Consider the following 18,282-nt stretch of genomic DNA (forward strand, 5'->3'; position numbering starts at 1 on the left):
AGTCGCCCCCACCTGGGACGCCGATGAGCCTCCGCTGCCCTTCTCCGGTGCCGGTGACAGCCGGGTGGTCTCCTTCGAGCGGCTGGCCAATCGCCGCAATCGGGGGCTGCCCGTACACGGCGGTACGGATTCCGCCTCCCGTGCCGCCCAGCGCGTGGGTGTGATTGCTTGTACTCGTGCCCCCGGCCTCATAGAGCAGTTCGCGCGCACGGGCGCTGTGGTGGTCCTGAACCCGGAGCGCGACGGCATTGTCCGCGCCGCCGGCGACCTCGGTGTCGCCCAGGCCATTGTGCTGCCCTGCGATTCTCGGGCCGCTGCCAGTGCTCATGAAGCCGCCCGGTTCCTGGCCGCGCGCTCCGCGGTGTCCTCCGTGCGCGGTGCCGGGAGCGGCGAGGCCGCCCGCACAGTTCCGGATGGCGTGCGCCTGCTGGTGTGCGACACCGATGACGAGGCGCGGGTGCTGGCGGCAGCCGTCGCCGTCGCCGGACAGACCGAGAATGCTGAGCTCGGTGCGCTGGCCACCCGCACGGGAAGCGTGGCTGCCGGCGTGCGCACAACGGCCCTGACCGGATCGGAGGCCGAGGCGGACGCAGTCGCTGCCACCCTTACCGCCGTGCTGCGCCCAGACGATGAACTCGTCACCGTGATTCTCGGCCGTGAGGCCTTGCCCGATGTCGGCGCCATGGCGGCCGCCGCCGTGGTCCGCTACGCCGAGCAGCAGGGCCTGTTACCCGACACCATAGAGATCGTCATTCACGCGGGCGCCCAGGCCGCCCCCGACGTCCTCATCGCCATTGGGTGAGCCGGCGCCCATGACCCCCGAAGCCGGCAATCCTCCCGGGCGGCGTACCCCCCGCGGCGCCGTACCCCTGCTCGACCGCCCGCTGGACCGGCTCCTGGGAAAGGCAACCGCCGCCCAGCTCGCCAAGCAGGGGCTGAATACGCCCCGCGCCCTGCTGCGCCTGTATCCGCGCCGCTATGACATGTGGGGGGACCTGACCGACCTGCGCACCCTGAAGGACGGCGAGCAGGCCACCATTCAGGCGCAGGTGGTACGTGCGGCCTCGCGCCGCACCCGGGGCGGTAGGCCTCCTGCCCTGCTGGAGGCCACCGTCACCGACGGTAGCTCCAACATGGACCTGGTTATGTTCGGCAACCCCGGCCAGATGCGGCAACGCGCCGAAAAGCTGGCCCCCGGCACCACCGTGCTGCTGCACGGCAGGGTCGGGCTCCACCACGGACGCAAGCAACTGGCCGGGTCCCGCTTCCAGGTCCTGGATGAGCTCGATGACGCGGAGCGTGAGGCGCTCCTGGCGCGGCCCATGCCGATTTATCCCGCCACCGAGTCCATGCCCTCCTGGATGGTGTCCCGAGCGGTACGCACCATACTGGAGCAAATAGGCCCCGAGGACGTGCCCGAGCCACTGCCCGAGCAGGTACTCGCCGCGGAGGGACTGATTGACGCCTACACCGCCTACAAGTGGGTGCACGCCCCTGAGGAGGCTGCTCAGTGGCGCGCCGCCCGCCGCCGCCTGCGCCACGAGGAGGCCCTGGTACTGCAGACCGCCCTCGTGCAGCGCCGCCTTCAGCACGCCGCTGAGCACACCTCCGTGGCGTGGCCGGTCCCCGGCAGTGACTCCCTGCTCGCTGACCTCGACGCCGCCCTGCCGTACTCCCTCACAGCCGGGCAGACACGCGTAGGTGCGCAGATCGCCGACGCCCTTGACTCCACCGCGCCAATGCAGCTTCTTCTTCAGGGGGACGTAGGCAGCGGCAAGACCCTGGTCGCACTGCGGGCCATGCTGCAAGTGGTAGGCGCCGGAGGACAGGCCGCCCTCCTGGCGCCCACGGAGATCCTGGCGGCCCAGCACCGGGCCTCCCTGGAGGCCCTGCTGGGCCCGCTTGCGCGCGCAGGCATGCTCGACGGCGGGCAGCGCGCCACCCGCGTCCGGCTGCTGACCGGCTCCACCCCGCCGGCGCAGCGCCGCCAGCTGCTGGCGGACCTGGCCGGCGGGGAGCCGAGCATCCTGGTGGGCACGCACGCCCTGCTGTCGCAGACGGTGCAGATTCCCCGCCTCGGGCTCATCGTCGTTGATGAGCAGCACCGCTTTGGCGTGGCCCAGCGTGACGCCCTGCGCGAGCGCGGCGGCGTTACTGATCCCACCACGCTCGCGCAGCGCACCCCGCATCTGCTGGTGATGACAGCCACACCCATTCCCCGAACCATTGCCATGACCGTGTTCGGAGACCTGGATACGGCGGTACTCGACGAGCTGCCCGCCGGCCGCAGCCCGATCACCACCCGGCTGGTGCCCTGGGAGCGTGAGTCCTGGGTGGAGCGTATCTGGCGGCGCGCAGCCGAGGAGGTGGCTGCAGGCGGGCGCGTGTATGTGGTGTGCCCGCGTATCGATGCCAACGACGCCGGGGCGGACCCGGAGGAACCGGACCCGCAGGCCACGGCGCTGCTGGACGAGGCCGGCGGCCTCCCGTCGGAGGAGGCCGCGGCACGGCCGCTCGCCGCCGTAGTCGACTGGGCACAGCGCCTGGCTGACGAGCCCGCGCTCGCGGGAGTGGGTATCGGCGCATTGACCGGCCGAATGACTGCGGCCGAGAAGGACGCCGTCATGGCGGACTTCGCCTCCGGGCGCACCCCGGTGCTGGTCAGCACTACCGTGGTGGAGGTGGGCGTGGACGTGCCGGAGGCCTCGATGATGGTGATCCTGGACGCTGATCGCTTTGGCCTGTCGCAGCTGCATCAGCTGCGCGGGCGGGTGGGGCGTGGCGAGCGGGAGTCCGTATGCGTGGCGGTGACCGGGGTGCAGGTCGGCAGCCCGGCATACCACCGGCTGAAGGCATTCGGAGACATCACTGACGGTTTCCGCCTGGCGGAGGCGGACCTGGAGTTGCGTAGCGAGGGCAATGTGCTAGGTGCTGCCCAGTCGGGGCGGCGTAGCGACCTGGACCTGCTGCGCGTCTCCCGTGATGGCGCGCTCATCGCGCGGGCGCGGGCGCAGGCGGAGGCGGTCATCGCTGCCGACCCGACCCTGGCCGAGCATCGGGACCTGGCCGCCGCCATCGCCGACCGGCTGGACGAGGAGGCTGGCGCCTACCTGGAGCGGTCCTGACACGCTGGCGCGCACCGGTGCGGGGTCGGCGGGCCGAATCGTCCCGGCCCGCGGCGCGGGCGGGCCGATCAGTGCCCGGCCGACCCCGCGTCGGCCGAGGCGCCGTCGTCGGAAGTGCCGTCGTCTTCGGGCTCGGCGAACCAGAGCGTGGTCTCCCCGTATTTTCGCTCGGAGAAGCAGCGCAGCCCCGCGGGCCAGGACGGCTCGGGGGAGCGCGAGGAACGCTCGACCACGACCACCGCGTCCGGTGCCAGCCAGGGGTCCTGGTGGCGGGGGAGCTGGGCCAGCATGGCGGCCAGGGCGGCCTCGTCGACGTCATAGGGCGGGTCTAGCATCACCAGGCCCACGGGTGCGCCCGCGGGACCGGCCAGGAAGGCCTCCACCTTCGCGGTGGCGCTGCGCACGCCGCGCAGGCCGAGGGCGCGGATGTTGGCGTCGCACACGCGGGTGGCGCGGCGGGAGGCATCCACAAGGGTCACGTCCGTGGCACCGCGGCTGGCCGCCTCCAGGCCGAGTGCGCCCGAGCCGGCGCACAGGTCCAGCACGCGCGCATCGGCGACCACCCCGTAGTGCTCGAGCCGGCCGAACAGGGCCTCGCGCACCCGCTCGGAAGTCGGGCGGGTGCCGGCTGCGGGCACCTCGATCCGGCGCCCACCGGCGCTCCCGGCCACAATCCTGGTCATGGGGCGAGCCTAGAGGACTGATCCCCGAGACGCGGACCGAGAGGGAACGGTGCCGGGCCGGCTCCGCACCGCCGCAGTCGAGGGCGGAGCAGGGCGCCGCACGCTTAGCCGAATGTCTGAAGGTAGGGATCCGCGTGATTCTGCGGTTTGTCTGCCGGGTCAGGAGTGACGGGAAGTCTCCTGTGTGCGCCGGTCGCCTCGGCGCACGCAGGAGCGTCCACACCCGTTCACCCTCAATTCAGCGATTCCGCGTAGTTCCAATGAAAAGCTTTAAAATGATGGATTGCTAGCGGAGGCCTGAGCGTGCGGGGCAACCGTCACCGCCCCGCGGTTCCGGCTGACGCGTAGCTATCGACTTCGACCCGTCACTACTACCGGCCCGGGTGTGGGGCTGAGGGCGTGCGCTGCGTGCCGGCGAATGGCTCCAGTACCACTAGGCTTGGGGCGGATACGCGAACGCCGGGGTGACAGCGGAGACACTCCGTTGGGATCGGGAGGAAGACACATGCCGCGCACCGTCATCGGAGCCGCTGACTTCGATCAGGGTATGCAGCCCGAGGCCGGGGCGGGCGGCCGGACCATGCACCCCTGGCTGCTCCCCACCGTGCCCGGGCCCGGCCGCGGCCGCCACTTGCCGCCGCGCGCCTGGGTCGCGCCCGAGAGTACGAGCGCCCCGAGCCTCTCCCTCAACGGCACCTGGGCCTTCCGCCTGTACCCGCAGGCGCACCCCGAGGGCTTGGACGAGCATGGCGAACCCATTGTCCCGGTCTTTGACACCGCCGACGCCTCCCTTGGCCCCTGGGGCGAGATCGACCTGCCCGCCCACTGGGTGCTCACCGGCGACGGCAAGCGCGGCCTGCCCTGGTACACCAACGTCCAGTACCCCATCCCCGTGGACCCGCCGTACGTGCCCGATGAGAATCCCACCGCGGACCACGTGCGCACCTTCACCCTCCCCGCCGACTGGCCCCTGGAACAGGGAGGCGCCCGCCAGGTGCTACGCCTGGACGGGGCGGAGTCCTTCGCCTCCGTGTGGCTCAACGGCACCTGGGTCGGCACCACCCAGGGTTCGCGCCTGCCCTCCGAGCTGGACGTGACCGGCCTGCTGCGAGCGGGGGAGAACACCGTGGCCGTTCGCGTATCCCAGTGGTCCCCCGCCACCTACGTGGAGGACCAGGACCAGTGGTGGCTGCCCGGCGTCTTCCGTGACATCACCCTGCTGCACCGGCCCGCCGGGAGGGTCGAGGACGTATTCACTCGCACTGACTACGACCCCGCCACCGGCACCGGCTTCCTTGAGGTCGACGTGGCCGCCCCGCCCGCCGCCTTCCCGGTGCGGGTTGAGCTTCCCGAACTAGGCCTGGCCGCCGAGCTGGCCGCTCCCGGCACGGCCCGCCTGACCGCGCCCGCGGCCCAGCCCTGGAGCGCGGAGGTGCCGCGCCTGTACGACCTGGTGCTCACCGCCCGGGAGGAGACCGTGCGCCTGCGCGCCGGCTTCCGCCGCCTGGAGGTCATCGACGGCCAGGTACGCGTCAACGGGGCCCGCCTGATCATCGCCGGCGTCAACCGCCACGAGGTCAACGCCCACCGCGGCCGCGTCTTCGACGAGGCCTGGGCGCGCGCCGACCTGGCGGCCATGAAGGCCCACAATGTCAACGCCATCCGCACCTCCCACTACCCGCCCCACCCGCGCCTGCTCGACCTGGCCGACGAGATCGGCCTGTGGGTCATGGACGAGTGCGACCTGGAGACCCACGGCTTCGAGGCGCACGGTTGGCGGGGCAACCCCACCGATGATCCGGCTTGGCGAGAAGCCCTGATGGACCGTGCTCGCCGCATGGTTGAGCGCGACAAGAACCACCCGGCGATCCTCTTGTGGTCTCTGGGCAATGAGTCCGGCACCGGGCGCAACCTGGCTGCGATGAGCCAGTGGATCAAGCACCGCGACCCCGGCCGCCTGATCCACTACGAGGCCGACTTCGCCGGTGCCTACACCGACGTCCACTCGCGCATGTACCCGACCCTGGAGGAGGTCGAGGCCATCGTCGGGTGCGGGGCGGAGACCACCGGCGCCGACCGCGCCGCTCCCGCCAGTACGCCGGTCGCCGTAACCGGACATGCCGCGGCGAGCCTGACACCCGCCCAGAATGCGCGCGTGCGCACCCTGCCGTTCATCATGTGCGAGTACCTGCACGCCATGGGCACCGGCCCCGGCGGCATCGACGACTACACCGCGCAGGTCGAGCCCAATCCCCGGCACCTGGGCGGATTCGTGTGGGAGTGGCGCGATCACGCCCTGGTCGACCCGCGCCCCGAGGCGGCCGGTGCGCTGCGCTACGGCGGCGACTTCGGCGAGGTCGTGCACGACGGCAACTTCGTGTGCGACGGGCTCGTCTCCGCCGACACCGTTCCCAGTGCCGGCACTACCGCCTGGGCCAATGCGGTCGCCCCGGTCCTGGCGACCTGGGGCGGTGACGCCGCGAGCCCGCGCCGGGACGCCGGCACGGTGCGGGTGCGCAACCGCTTCCATGCGCGCACCACTTCCGGACTTACGCTCGCCTGGCAGGTGACCGTGGCCGCCGCCGACGGTGCGGCCGCGGCCGGGACCGCGTCTGCCCCAGCGGCTCCGGCCGCCGGGGCGCCGGCTCCCGATGCCGCCGCCCACAGCGATGTGCTCGGTAGGCTCACTGCTTTCGGGGGAGCCGCCACCGGAGAGTCCCCGCTGCCCGAGCTCGCTGCTGGGGAGGACGCGGTGCTGGACGTGCCCGAGCTGGCGGCCGCCGTCGCCCGCGCCTGCGCAGCAGGCCGTAGCGTCCACGTGCTCACCGCCGTGCTGGACCCGCTCATCCCAGGAGTAGCCGACACCGGGCCCCGCCAGGTCAACCCGGCCGACAGCGCCCCGCTGCTGCCCCAGGTGGCGTGCGCCGATGCCGCGGGGCGCCGAGTCGTGTCCACCCGGGAGGTGGAGGTTGCGGCCCCATCGACTGTCCTCACACCGACCGGGCCCGCATCAACGAATGCGCCCGCAGGCGACCACGCCGGGGCCGCGAGTGCCGCGGGCCCGGGAGCGGCCACTCTTGGCGCGGCGCCGGTCCGGGTACGCGGCGGCATCAAGCTGGGAGCCGCCCTACTGGACGACCGCGGCCGACTCAGCGAGTTGGGCGGGATCGGCTTCGTCGGCCCGCTGACGACCGTCTGGCGCGCCCCCACTGACAACGACGAGGGCCACGGACCCATCGACTACTGGCAGGTGCCTCCGAGCCGCACCAACCTCGGTGCGGGTGCCGGCCGCCCTGGCCCCTCCGCGGCCGACCGCTGGCGCCGGGCCGGCCTGCACCTGGCGAGTGAGCGCGTCCTGGATGCGGCGATCGAGGGTGACGCCGTCGTTGTGCGCACCCAATGCGGCGCGCCCGAGCAGGCGTGGGCCCTGGAGACCGCCACCACACTGACTGCTGAAGCCGGTGGACTGCGGTTGCGCACCGAGATCATCCCCACCGGGGACCTGCCCGCCGTGCTGCCCCGCCTGGGGGTGCGGCTGGGGCTGCCCGCTGGCCTGAACCGCGTCACCTGGTCCGGCATCGGTCCTGCCCCCGCCTACGCGGACCTTTCCGGGGCCGTGCGCCACGGCGCCTTCACCGGCGACGTGTCCATGCTGTGGCAGCAGCCGGTACGCCCCCAGGAGGGCGGCACCCGCTCCGGCCTGCGCCGCCTGCAACTCGGTGGCGACGCCGGACGTCTGACCGTCGCGATCCCGCCCGCGGCCCCGGTCGCCTTCTCCCTGAGCCCGTGGAGCCTGAATAACCTCACCGCCGCGGAGCACGTGGAGGAACTGCACCCGGACACCCACCTGTGGCTGCATCTGGATGCCCTGCACCACGGTATCGGTACGCGCTCCTGCGGCCCGGATGTGCGCCCGGAGGCCGCCGCTGCGCCCCGGCCGGTGGTCGTGGAGGCCTGGCTCGGCGTGCAGCCCGCCTGATGTCGTCATGTGGGCTGGCGCCGAGCCGTGCCGATGCGTCGGCGCGGGCGGGGCGCACGGCCGACCGGGCCGCCTCGCTTGCGGCCTCTTCGGTGGAGCCCTCTCGGTGGCGGGCCGGCGGCCACCGGTTGAGCACACTCGTCGTCCCTGTTTCGGCGCGCGTCCCCACCCGCTCGGGACCGTTCCGCTAGCCTCGCGGCGTGACGCTCGCGGTGTACCCCGGAACCTTTGACCCGATCACCCTCGGGCACGTCGACGTCGTGCGGCGCGCCGCTAGCCTGTTTGACCGGGTCATCCTCGGCGTTGCCCACAATGCGGCCAAGGACGCCTCCCGCCTGTTCGGTATTGAGGAGCGGGTGGCGCTGGCCCGGGCTGCACTGGCTGGTATTCCGGGGGCGGAGGTCGCCGTCGTCCCCGGCCTGCTCGCTGACTTCTGTGCGCAGCGGGGTGCAGACGCCATAGTCAAGGGCCTGCGCAACGGAAGCGACTTTGACGCCGAGGTGCCCATGGCTCTGCTCAACCGGGAGCTTGGCGCCCCCGAGACCTTCTTCCTGGCCGCTGCGCCCACACACGCCCACGTGTCCTCCTCGCTGGTGAAGGATATCGCCCGCCACGGCGGGGACGTGTCGGCTCTCGTGCCCGACGGCGTCGCCGCCGCCCTGGCTCGCGCTCTGCCCGCCCGGTCGCCGGGTCTCGTGGCGGAGACTCGCCCGACCACCGTCAGCGCCGACCCCGAAACCCTGTTGAACTGAAGGACGACTAACTGTGACTACCCGCGCCGATGCCGGAGACGACCTGCTACGCATCCTCGACGAGCTTGACGAGCTCGTCTCGACCGCACGCTCGCTGCCTATGAGCACTTCCGCGATCGTAAGCCGCCAGGACGTGCTCGAGCTGGTTGACCGCGCGCGCCAGGCCGTCCCCACCGCGGTGCACCGGGCGGAGGAGATCGTCGCGGACGCAGACGCGGTCCTCGCGCAGGGCCGCGAGGAGTCCCAGCGGATCCTCGCCCACGCCCAGGAGGAGGCGGAACGGCTGGTTGCCGGAGAGAACATCGTGCGCATGGCCAATGACCGCGCCGATGCCATCATCTCTGCCGCGGAGGAGCGCGCTAAACGGCTGCGGCACGGCGCTGATGACTACTCCGACCGCTCCCTGGCCGCACTGCAGTCGGAGCTCGACAAGCTCTCCGAACAGGTGCAGGCCGGCCGTGAGGCACTGGCCGCCCGCCTGGGGACCGCCGCAGACGAGGCGGCCGACGCCGAGCGTGAGCGCCAGGACGCCGCCCGACACTTCGCCGGCTGGTCCGTGGACCCGGCGGCCACCAGTAACTGGATGAAGGGCGGGCGCTAGGCTGTTACTCCCCTTCGCGGGTAGATTCGCCCCCGCAGTCGTACCGGGGTGCCCCGACCGCCGCAGCGATCCGCGTCCCGAAACCTTCCAGGAGGAGCACCAATGGCCAGCACGGCCGGACTCGTCGTAGACATCGTCGACCTGCCGCAGCAGGTCGGCACGATCAAGAACGTCCATCTGAACACCACTGCGCCGGCTGATCTGGGCGCTGAGATGATCGGCGCCCAGGAGGGCAGCCCCCTGACTGTGGACGCTGAACTGACCAGCTTGGATAATGGCGTACTGGTCCGCGGGAACGCCGAAATCCACTTGCGAGGTCAATGCGTGCGCTGCCTGCGCGATATTGCGGAGGACACGACCATCTCCTTCGATGAGCTCTACTTCACCCCAGAGGCGGCCCGCGCGCAGGCCGCGGAGGGCGATGAGGAGGCCGACGAGTTGTTCCTCGTGGGTGACGCCACTTTGGACCTGGAGCCAGCCCTGCGTGATGCACTTGTGCTCGCCCTGCCCTTCCAGCCGCTGTGCCGCCCGGATTGTGCCGGGTTGTGCTCGCAGTGCGGCGAGCGGCTGGATGACCTGCCCGCAGGTCACCACCACGAGCAGCTGGATCCCCGCTGGTCGGCGCTGGCCGCCCTGCTACCCGAGGCGCAGAGCAGTGCCTCCGCGGATGCCGGTGCTGCGGATGATTCGAAGGACCCGGACGCGCCGCACGATCAGGAGCAGCGCTGATGGGCTCACGGCGTAGGAAACGGCGTAACGAGTCAGCGGCGCGCGAGGACGTGGAGGCGCTCGTCTTCCGCTGGGGAGAGCGCATCGACCCGGATCTGCTCGACTTGGCGCTCACGCACCGGTCCTGGGCCCATGAGCACGGCAGTCCACCCACGAATGAGCGGCTGGAATTCTTGGGCGACTCGGTGCTCGGCATCATCGTCACCGAGAATCTCTATAACGCCCACCCGAACCTGCCTGAGGGGCAGCTGGCCAAGATGCGTGCCGCCACCGTGTCCGAGCCCGCGCTGGCGGCAGTCGCCCGGGACCTGGGCCTGGGCGAGTTCATCAAACTCGGCCGGGGTGAGGCCCTGTCCGGTGGCCGCGACAAGGACTCCATCCTGTCCGACACGGTTGAGGCCCTCATCGGCGCCACCTACCTGACCACCGGCCTGGAGCCGGTACGCGCCGTAGTAGAGCGCCTGGTGTCCCGTTTTCTCGACGACGCCTCAATGCTGGGCGCGGGCCTTGACTGGAAGACCAGCCTGCAGGAACTCGCCGCCGTCCACGGCCTGGGTAATCCCGTCTACGAGGTCACGGCTACCGGCCCCGACCACCGTCGCGTGTTCTCCGCCAGCGCCGCCGTTGAGGGCCGGGTGCGCGGGGAGGGGACCGGGACCTCCAAGAAGATTGCGGAGCACGCCGCGGCTGAGGCCGCCTACGCGGCTATTCTCGCTTCCCACGGCGATGGGGGATTGCACCTGCCTGGGGTCAATGAGGCATTACGCGCCGACCTGGGCGCGGAACCGGCCGGAGGCCCGCACGCGGCAGGTGCGGCGGAAACTGCACCGGTGCCGGCGCTTGAGTCCTTGCCGGATGAGGCTGCACCTGAGCCCGCGGCAGGCTGAGCTGGGCGGGACCAATGCCTGAGCTGCCTGAGGTTGAAACTGTCCGAGCGGGTCTGGCCCGTCATCTGACCGGACGGGTGGTGGAGCGCGTGGAGGTACTGGACCCGCGGCCGCTGCGGCGGCAGCGGGGTGGTGCGGAAGCCTTCGTGCAGCTGCTGGCAGGGCGTTCCTTCAGCGCCGCGGTACGCCGGGGCAAGTTCCTCTGGCTGCCGCTGGACGACGGTGCCGCACTAGTCGCCCACCTGGGAATGAGTGGGCAGCTGCTAGTCAGCGGCACCGCGTCCGGCCGGGAATCGGCCCAGGCGGGTGCGGAGGCCTCGCAGGCGTTCCTGGGCGACCCGGACGCGTCCCGTGTAGACCTGACTGCTACGCGTGCCCCGCAGCCAGTGGAGGACTCGGGCGCTCGCCCGCGCCACTTGCGGGTGCGCCTCCACCTGCGTCCCGTTCCCAGTGATGCGCCAGGCGGCGCCGTGCTAGACCTGGTTGACCAGCGCATGTTCGGCGGGCTGCGTATAAGCGACATGGTCCCAACCGCGGATGGTGCGCCGGGCGGCGCGGGCAGCTCAGCCCCGCTCATCCCCAGCGATGTCACTCACATTGCCCGTGACCTGCTTGACCCGCATCTGGACCGGCGCGCCGTCATCGCCAAGATCCGCGGATCCGCCAGGGCGGTTAAGACCCTGCTGATGGACCAGGGTGTGGTCTCCGGCATCGGCAATATCTACGCGGACGAGGGACTGTGGGCCGCCCGGGTGCACGGCCTGCGGCCGGGCAGGGCGCTGGGCCCGCGGGTGACGGCAAGGCTGCTGGACGTCACCGCCGAGGTCATGGGAAGGGCCTTGGCGGTGGGTGGAACCAGCTTCGATGCCCTGTACGTGGATGCCGACGGCGCCGCCGGCTTCTTCGCCCGTTCGCTGGCCGTATACGGGCGCGCCGGACAGGAGTGCCGACGCTGCGGCACGCCCCTGCGCACCGAGACGGTCGGGGGCCGCAGCCATGTGTACTGCCCCAGGTGCCAGAGACGGCCGCGGCAGGCACAGCACTGAGACGGGGCCGCCCGGCTCCGGTCGACTGTGACGTAGGTCCCCGCTGCTGATAGGCTCTGGTGTATGCAGAGTGCTTCCGCGACTGAAACGGTCCGCGTCATGATCGTGGACGATCATGAGATCGTCCGTCGAGGCATCGCCGAGATCATCGAGCGCGCTGACGGCCTTGACGTGGTCGCTGAAGCCGGCTCAAAGGCGGAGGCGATCCGCCGCGCCGAGCTCATGCGCCCGGATGTGGTGCTGGTGGACCTGCAGCTGCCGGATGGCACCGGCATCGAGCTCATGCAGGCTCTGCGCGAGTCGGTGCCGGAGGCACTGCCAATCGTGCTGACCTCATTCGATGATGATGAGGCCCTGGCGGAGTCACTCGACGCCGGCGCCCGGGCCTACCTGCTCAAGACTGTGCATGGTGCGGAGATCAGCGACGTAGTGCGGGCGGTGGCCTCCGGGAGAGTGCTGTTGGATGAGCGTACTGTGACTCGCCGTCGAGCCGATCATGACGACCCCACCGCAGATCTGACCAATGCGGAGCGCAAGGTGCTCGAACTGATCGGTGACGGCCTGTCCAACCGCGAGATCGGCGAGCGCCTTGGAGTGGCGGAGAAGACGGTGAAGAATCACATCACCTCGCTGCTGGCCAAGATGGGGCTGCAAAGGCGTACCCAGGTGGCCGCGTGGGTCGCCGGCCAGCGGGCTTCCGGCTGGCGCCGCAATTAATGATCCCAGAGCGATTCACCGGCGATTCGGAGTAACGGCCGTACGCGGCGCCAATCCCGGCGCCCTCATTGGCCCGCTGCGCCCCAGCGCCGCCCAGGGTGCCCGGGCAGTGGCCGCCTCAGGTCCGCGAGACGTCTGCATGAGCTCCTCCGATCCCGGCTGCGGGCGGGATCAGCTGTTTGGAATCAGGCCGGGAACCATACGCGGCCGTTCTAGCGGCACTCTCCAGGTGAAGCAGGTGCCGCGCCTCTCACCATCGGAGCGCGCACGCGGGCCGATTACGAAGCTGCCGCCGTGGCGACGCGCCCGCTCTGCCATATTCGCGGTCCCCGAGCGGCGGGTGACGGCGGGATCGACGCCGACGCCGTCGTCTCGGCAGACCACCTCCACCACCGGTGCACCCCGGAAGGGCTCGGCGTCACCCGAAGCGGCGCCGTCCTGGCCGGCGGGCGGCTGCGACGCAAGCAGGCCCTCTACCTTGACGTCAACCGTAACTGAGGATGCCTTGGCGTGCCGGGCCACATTCGACAACCCCTCCCGCACCACGGCGACGATGTCATCGGCGATATCGGGCTCAACCGCCGCGTCGATCACACCGATTAGCTCGTCCTCCCGCTCACGCCCCGCCTGCGCCAGGCCGTGGCCGTCCACGGTGAGGATCAAGGAGGGGGCATAGCCCAGGGACGTGCGGGCCAGCGAGGCCTCCCGGCGCAGCCTCTCCACCACGCTGACGTCCTCATCACGGTCCCGCAGGGAACGCACGATCGAGCGGATCTGCCGCACCGAGTCGTCCACCGCCGCCAGTGACGCATCCAGTGCCTGACAGGCGACTGACATATCCGTGCCCGCCGCGGAGCCCTCCCGGTCGAGCCGGTCACGCGCAGCCGACAACTGCATGCCGGTGGCGAACAGCTGCTGGATGGCCAAGTCGTGCAGGTCGCGGCCGATGCGGGCCCGTTCATCCAGCAGGGTCGCCATCTCCTCCGCATGCTGGGCGTCGGCCAGCTCAAAGGCGACCGTGGCCTGCCCCGCCACCAGTTCGGCGATCTCCAGGTCCTGCTGGGTGAAGCGTTCGGCGCCCTGCGCCCGCAGCAGCAGCATTACCCCTACGCCGCGGCCCCGGTGGATCATGGGTGCATACAGTGCCGGCCCGAACTGGGCGAGCTCCTGCACCAGCAGGTCGGAGGCACCCCAGGCGTCAGCCAGCGAGTCCTCGATCAGTCCGGTGCGGCGTGCCAAGGTCTTAAGGGCCCGTCCCTCGGGCGGAAAGAACGTGCCCACCAGCTCATCGGCATGATCGCCATCCGCGATCTCGCAGATCCACGTGTCACCCACACTGGGCAGCACCAGGGCGGAGGTGTCCGCGTGGGCGACCTCCCGCACCCTGCGTGCAATCAGGGTAAGTACGTCCTCCTCGTCCGCGCCGGAGAGAAGCATTGTGGTCAGCTCCTGCGAAACAGCCATCCACTGCTCCCGGTCCCGGGCTTCCCGGTACAGGCGCGCGTTCTCCAGCGCCACGGCCGCGGCCTCCGCCAACGTCAGCACCGCAGTGACATCCGCCTCCGTGAATCCGCCTCGCTTGTCGCACAGGTAGAGACGTCCGTAAATCTGTCCGCGTACGCGCAGTGGGGCGGAAAGGATCGCACCACAGGGCTCACCGTCGCCGGGAGTGTTGCGCAGCACCACCCCCGAGTCCTCCGGGCCGGCCCCCGGGGCGCCGACGAGCATGGTCGCCAACTCGTCGGCGGAGGCTGTGGCTGTGCCGGTGGTCAGGGATGCGGCCGTTAAGGGATCGACCGATGCCGGGGCGGCGATCGTTCCCCATCCGGCTCCGGTAAGCGCACAGGCGGAGTCCACGAGCCGGTTCAGCGCCTCCGGTACCTTCAGTGAGCTCGTCAGACGGAGGGCAGCTCGGAACAGGCGCACGGTGCTGCCCGTTGGTGCGTCGTGGATGTCGCTATAGGCGGGGTTGCCGGGGTATGAAGGTGCTTCAGCCATGTTTCTCGCGCTCCTGCTTAAGGGACCAGCGATATGCGGGATCGGACGCCGCGAGGCTCGCGTGGGTGCCGCGGCGCGTCACCGTCGCGGGGGCGCCGCGCGGGGAACCATCGGCATCGTCCGTGTGGTGTGGGTCGTTGGCGTCCTGTGGAGCGCCCAGGACCAGTACCTCGTCGGCGTCCGCCAGGGCAGACAGACGGTGGGTTACCAACAATACGCCGCGGGCATCGGCGGCGGGGTCGGTCGTGTCACCGCCCGAGGCTTCCACACCGGTGGCGGGGGCGTCTGTAGCGCCGGCGTGCAGCAGGTCCCCGACCAGGCGGTCGGCGGTGGCGGCATCCAGGTGCTCGCCGGGCTCGTCCAGCAGCATCAGCGGCGCGGGCGCGGCCAGGGCGCGAGCCAGCAGCAGACGGCGCCGCTCGCCGCCGGAAACGGCCGTCGCATCCGCCCCCAGGCGCGTGTCCAGCCCATCGGGAAGACGGGCCAACCAGTCACCCAGCCCGGCCCGTGCCAGCAGGGTGACAGCCCGCTCGCGGGTAAGTGCGCCGTCGGCCACGCGCAGGTTCTCCAGCACCGTGGTGTCGAATACATGCGCGTCCTCCGCAGTCAGGCTCACGCGCCCGGCAGCCTCCGCCCGATCCGCACTCCACGGCGGCGCCCCATCCAGGGTCAGCTCTCCTCCCCGCGGCTCCAGCAGGCCGGCGAGGGTTAGCAGCAGCGTGGTCTTGCCGACGCCGGAGGGGCCCACGATGGCCAGGCGCCGCCTCGGCGTCAGGTCCAGGTCGACGCCGGAGACGACAACCGGTCCGCCCGGCCAGCCGACCGCCAAGTCACGCGCACGCAGGTGCGGACCGGAGGTGCTCGCGGCGGGCAGTGGGCGCGGCGTGGGCACGTGGGCGGCGGAGGCGGCGGCGTCGTCGAGCAGGGCCATGATGCGTACGGCTGCGCCCGCCGAGGTCACCAACTGGACGGACGCGGGGCCCAGGGCGGCCGAGGCCTCGAAGGCGCTCAGCGGCACCAGCACGATCACCGCCAGCCACACCGGGGCCAGGCGCCCGTCGGATACGGCTTGGGCGCCCACGAGTATGTTGCCGAGCACGGCCAGACCCATGGCGGTGGTGTCGATGACGGCGGCCAGGGCGGCGGGCCGGGCCGCCCGGTCACGGGTGGCGGCCAGGTGGTCCTCCAAGCCGGCCAGGTCGCTCATGGTGCGTGGCATGCGTCCGGAGACGCGCAGCTCGTCGGCACCGTCGAGCAGGTTCACGACGGCGGCCGACAGGTCGGTGGCCTGCTCCTGGCGTGCCAGCTCGGCGGCGCGCGCCGAGCGGATCGTCATCAGGGGCCCGGCGACGCCCGAGAGCAGCAGGCAGACCGCCAGGATCGCGCCCGCCGGCGGATACACGAGGGCCAGTCCCAGGCTGGCGGCCAGACCCAGGGCGGCGGCCACCGCGATCGGCAGCAGTGAGCGCACCACCAGGTCCCCAACGGCGTCCACGTCGGCGCCCACACGCGCCAGCACGTCCCCGCGGCGCAGCCCCGCAACCGTGTCCGTGCGGGCGCCGGCCAGAGTCTCATACAGCCGGGTGCGCAGCGCGCTCATGCCCCGCAGTGCCGTGTCGTGGGACAGCAGGCGCTCGCAGTAGCGCAGCACGGAGCGCGAGATTCCGAATAGGCGCACCGCTACCGGAGCCACCCCGAGAGCCACCACCTCCGGGGTCTGTGAGGCGCGGGCGATCAGCCAGGCGGCGACGGCGGACAGGCATACTGCGCTGGCCAGCCCCAGCGAGCCGACGATTACGGATGCGGTGAATCGGGCGCCGCTCAGGTCGAGTAGATCCACGGCGCGGCGCAGGGCACTCCGCTCGGAGGCAGTCAACGCGGCACTCACCGGTCGCCTCCTGAGAATACGAGCATGTCCATTGGATCGGTGTCTGGATCGGTGTCCCCGGTAGCGGCGTCACTGGGTCCGGCGTGGCTGGCCTCTGGGACGAGCACGTCCCCGGTGGCGGGCCGGGAAGTTACCTCGATCACGTCGTCGGCCAGGGAGACGAGCGCCGCCCGGTGTGCGATCACCACGACGGTGCGGCCTGCCGCGCGTAGAGCGGCTACGGCATCGAGCACCCGCGCCTGGCTGGCGGCGTCGAGATGGGCGGTGGGCTCGTCGAGCAGCACCAGGGGGGCGTCGGTGACCAGGGCGCGGGTGAGAGCCAGTCGCTGGCGCTGTCCGACCGACAGTCCCACGCCGCCCTGGCCTACGCGCGTGTGCCAGCCTGCGGGCAGACCGGCGACGACCTCGTCGAATCCGGTGGCCGCGGCGGCATCCGCCAGGGCGGGCGGGACGGGGACGGCGTCCGCCGGGGCGTGCCCGCCGGCATCGGCCGGGGCTGGGGTGTCGGCGTCGGTTAGGGACTGGCCGAGGACGTTTTCCAGCAGCGTGCCGGGCACGATCACGGGGCGCTGCGGCACCCAGGTGATCTGCTCCCACCAGGAGGCGGAGGCGACGTCGGCCAGGTCCACTCCTGAGTCCGCGGCGGTGACCACCCGTACCCGACCCCGGTCGGGGGGTAGCAGTCCGAGTAGCAGCCCGGCGGTGGTGGTCTTGCCGGCACCGGAGGCTCCAGTCAGGGCCACCACCCGGCCGGGGCGGATTGTTGCCGTGAGGTCGGCGGGTGCCCAGGCGCCGCGGGCGGCCACGGAAACCTGCTCAAACTCGATGCGGGATGTGCACAGGTCGGGTGCGGGGGTGGTGCCCGGCGTCGGCGCGGGCTCCTCAAGCACCGCGAAGACCGCCTCGGCGGCGGCCACCCCATTGGCAGAGGCGTGGAACTGGAAGCCGACCTGCCGTAACGGCTGGTAGACCTCCGGGGTGATCATGATGACCAGCAGGCCGGTGGCCAGGTCCATGCGCCCGTACAGCAGCCGGAAGCCCACCTCCACGGCGACGATTGCCACCGACAGGGTGGTGATGAACTCCAGCACCGCACCGGACAGGAAGGCCACCCGCAGCGTGGACATGGTGGTGGCGTTGTAAGCGCGGCCGAGTTCGCGCACCCGCCGGGCGGGGCCGGCCTGACGGCCCAGCGCCTTGAGGGTGGGCAGGCCCGCCAGCAGGTCCAGCAGTTGGCTGCCCAGGCGCTCCATGGTGCGCAGTCGGGCCTCGGAATGGGTCTGGGTGAGGCGGCCGATTAGGATCATGAATATCGGGATCAGCGGGATGGTGCAGGCCACTGCGATAGCGGAGGGCAGGTCTTGGGTGAGTAGCACCAGGCCGGTGGCCGGGGTGACAGTGGCCGCCAGCAGCAGCTGCGGCAGGTAGCGGGTGAAGTAGGGCTCGAGGTCGTCCAGGCCGCGCGTGAGGAGGGTGGCGGTGTCCGCGCCGTGGACGGCCCGCCAGCGCAGCCCAAGAGTGGCGGCGCGCTGCAGCACTTGGCGGCGCAGGTCGGTGGTGACGTCGGTGGCCGCCCGGTGGGCGCGCGACTCCTGCACGTACAGGACCAGTGCCCGGGCCGCTACCACCCCGGCCAGCGCCGCTATCGCGGGCCGCACGGTGCTAGCGGCGGCGGTGCCGGTGATGACCGGGGAGATGGCGTGGGCGATGAGGTACGCCTGGGCGATGACAAGCAGCGCGGTCAGCGCGCCCGTCACCGTTGTCGTGGCGATGTAGCGCCGAGCCGCGGCTGCGTAGCGCATGAGTCGGGGGTCCAACGGCTTCACCCAAACAGCATAGTGCCGCAGTGGGACCGTGGTCCCGGGAGTGGGTTCTTG

The 18,282-nt window shown here is 71.4% G+C and carries 12 protein-coding genes and 1 pseudogene; 9 read left to right on the top strand and 4 right to left on the bottom strand.

Going from position 1 to position 18,282, the window contains the following annotated elements:
• Window positions 1-802 (top strand): annotated as a pseudogene (locus tag GZ997_RS07870) (glycerol kinase); the annotation flags it as partial.
• Window positions 803-884: 82 nt separating this feature from the next.
• Window positions 885-3,125, top strand: a complete 2,241-nt coding sequence (locus tag GZ997_RS07875) for an ATP-dependent DNA helicase RecG (protein ID WP_162679564.1) — start codon at window positions 885-887, stop codon at window positions 3,123-3,125.
• 68 nt (window positions 3,126-3,193) lie between these two features.
• On the opposite strand, the gene rsmD is transcribed toward GZ997_RS07875, so the two are convergent.
• Window positions 3,194-3,808 carry a 16S rRNA (guanine(966)-N(2))-methyltransferase RsmD gene (gene rsmD / locus GZ997_RS07880; protein WP_162679503.1) on the bottom strand — a complete coding sequence of 205 codons (615 nt, stop codon included), beginning with the start codon at window positions 3,806-3,808 and terminating at the stop codon, window positions 3,194-3,196.
• Between the two features lie 505 nt (window positions 3,809-4,313).
• Here rsmD and GZ997_RS07885 point away from each other — a divergent pair.
• From GZ997_RS07885 to GZ997_RS07915, 7 genes are all read left to right on the top strand, one after another.
• Window positions 4,314-7,787 (top strand): glycoside hydrolase family 2 TIM barrel-domain containing protein, encoded by a 3,474-nt coding sequence (locus GZ997_RS07885; protein WP_162679504.1) that lies wholly within the window; start codon window positions 4,314-4,316, stop codon window positions 7,785-7,787.
• Between the two features lie 200 nt (window positions 7,788-7,987).
• Complete coding sequence (gene coaD, locus GZ997_RS07890) at window positions 7,988-8,539, top strand: pantetheine-phosphate adenylyltransferase (RefSeq protein ID WP_161923777.1); 552 nt, start codon at window positions 7,988-7,990, stop codon at window positions 8,537-8,539.
• A gap of 13 nt (window positions 8,540-8,552) precedes the next feature.
• Window positions 8,553-9,140 carry an ATP synthase F0 subunit B gene (locus tag GZ997_RS07895; RefSeq protein ID WP_161923778.1) on the top strand — a complete coding sequence of 196 codons (588 nt, stop codon included), beginning with the start codon at window positions 8,553-8,555 and terminating at the stop codon, window positions 9,138-9,140.
• A 102-nt stretch (window positions 9,141-9,242) separates the two neighbouring features.
• Complete coding sequence (locus GZ997_RS07900; RefSeq protein ID WP_162679505.1) at window positions 9,243-9,869, top strand: DUF177 domain-containing protein; 627 nt, start codon at window positions 9,243-9,245, stop codon at window positions 9,867-9,869.
• The gene (gene rnc, locus GZ997_RS07905; RefSeq protein ID WP_161923779.1) at window positions 9,869-10,756 is read left to right on the top strand and encodes a ribonuclease III; all 888 of its coding nucleotides are present in this window, start codon (window positions 9,869-9,871) and stop codon (window positions 10,754-10,756) included. The genes GZ997_RS07900 and rnc overlap by 1 nt, the downstream gene beginning before the upstream one ends.
• Window positions 10,757-10,770: 14 nt before the next feature.
• A complete protein-coding gene (gene mutM, locus GZ997_RS07910) occupies window positions 10,771-11,802 on the top strand; it encodes a bifunctional DNA-formamidopyrimidine glycosylase/DNA-(apurinic or apyrimidinic site) lyase (protein ID WP_162679506.1) in 1,032 nt (343 codons plus the stop codon).
• Between the two features lie 63 nt (window positions 11,803-11,865).
• Window positions 11,866-12,519 (top strand): response regulator transcription factor, encoded by a 654-nt coding sequence (locus GZ997_RS07915; protein ID WP_161923780.1) that lies wholly within the window; start codon window positions 11,866-11,868, stop codon window positions 12,517-12,519.
• Window positions 12,520-12,690: 171 nt separating this feature from the next.
• On the opposite strand, the gene GZ997_RS07920 is transcribed toward GZ997_RS07915, so the two are convergent.
• From GZ997_RS07920 to cydD, 3 genes are read right to left on the bottom strand one after another with little or no spacing between them, the layout of a single operon-like run.
• Window positions 12,691-14,517 (bottom strand): GAF domain-containing protein, encoded by a 1,827-nt coding sequence (locus tag GZ997_RS07920; protein ID WP_161923781.1) that lies wholly within the window; start codon window positions 14,515-14,517, stop codon window positions 12,691-12,693.
• Window positions 14,510-16,405 carry a thiol reductant ABC exporter subunit CydC gene (gene cydC, locus GZ997_RS07925; RefSeq protein ID WP_162679507.1) on the bottom strand — a complete coding sequence of 632 codons (1,896 nt, stop codon included), beginning with the start codon at window positions 16,403-16,405 and terminating at the stop codon, window positions 14,510-14,512. Before cydC ends, GZ997_RS07920 begins: the two co-directional genes overlap by 8 nt.
• Complete coding sequence (gene cydD / locus GZ997_RS07930; RefSeq protein WP_343212302.1) at window positions 16,402-18,231, bottom strand: thiol reductant ABC exporter subunit CydD; 1,830 nt, start codon at window positions 18,229-18,231, stop codon at window positions 16,402-16,404. The genes cydC and cydD overlap by 4 nt, the downstream gene beginning before the upstream one ends.
• Between the last annotated feature and the right edge of the window lie 51 nt (window positions 18,232-18,282).

The organism is Actinomyces sp. 565, assembly GCF_010365615.1.
Taxonomy (GTDB): Bacteria; Actinomycetota; Actinomycetes; order Actinomycetales; family Actinomycetaceae; genus Actinomyces.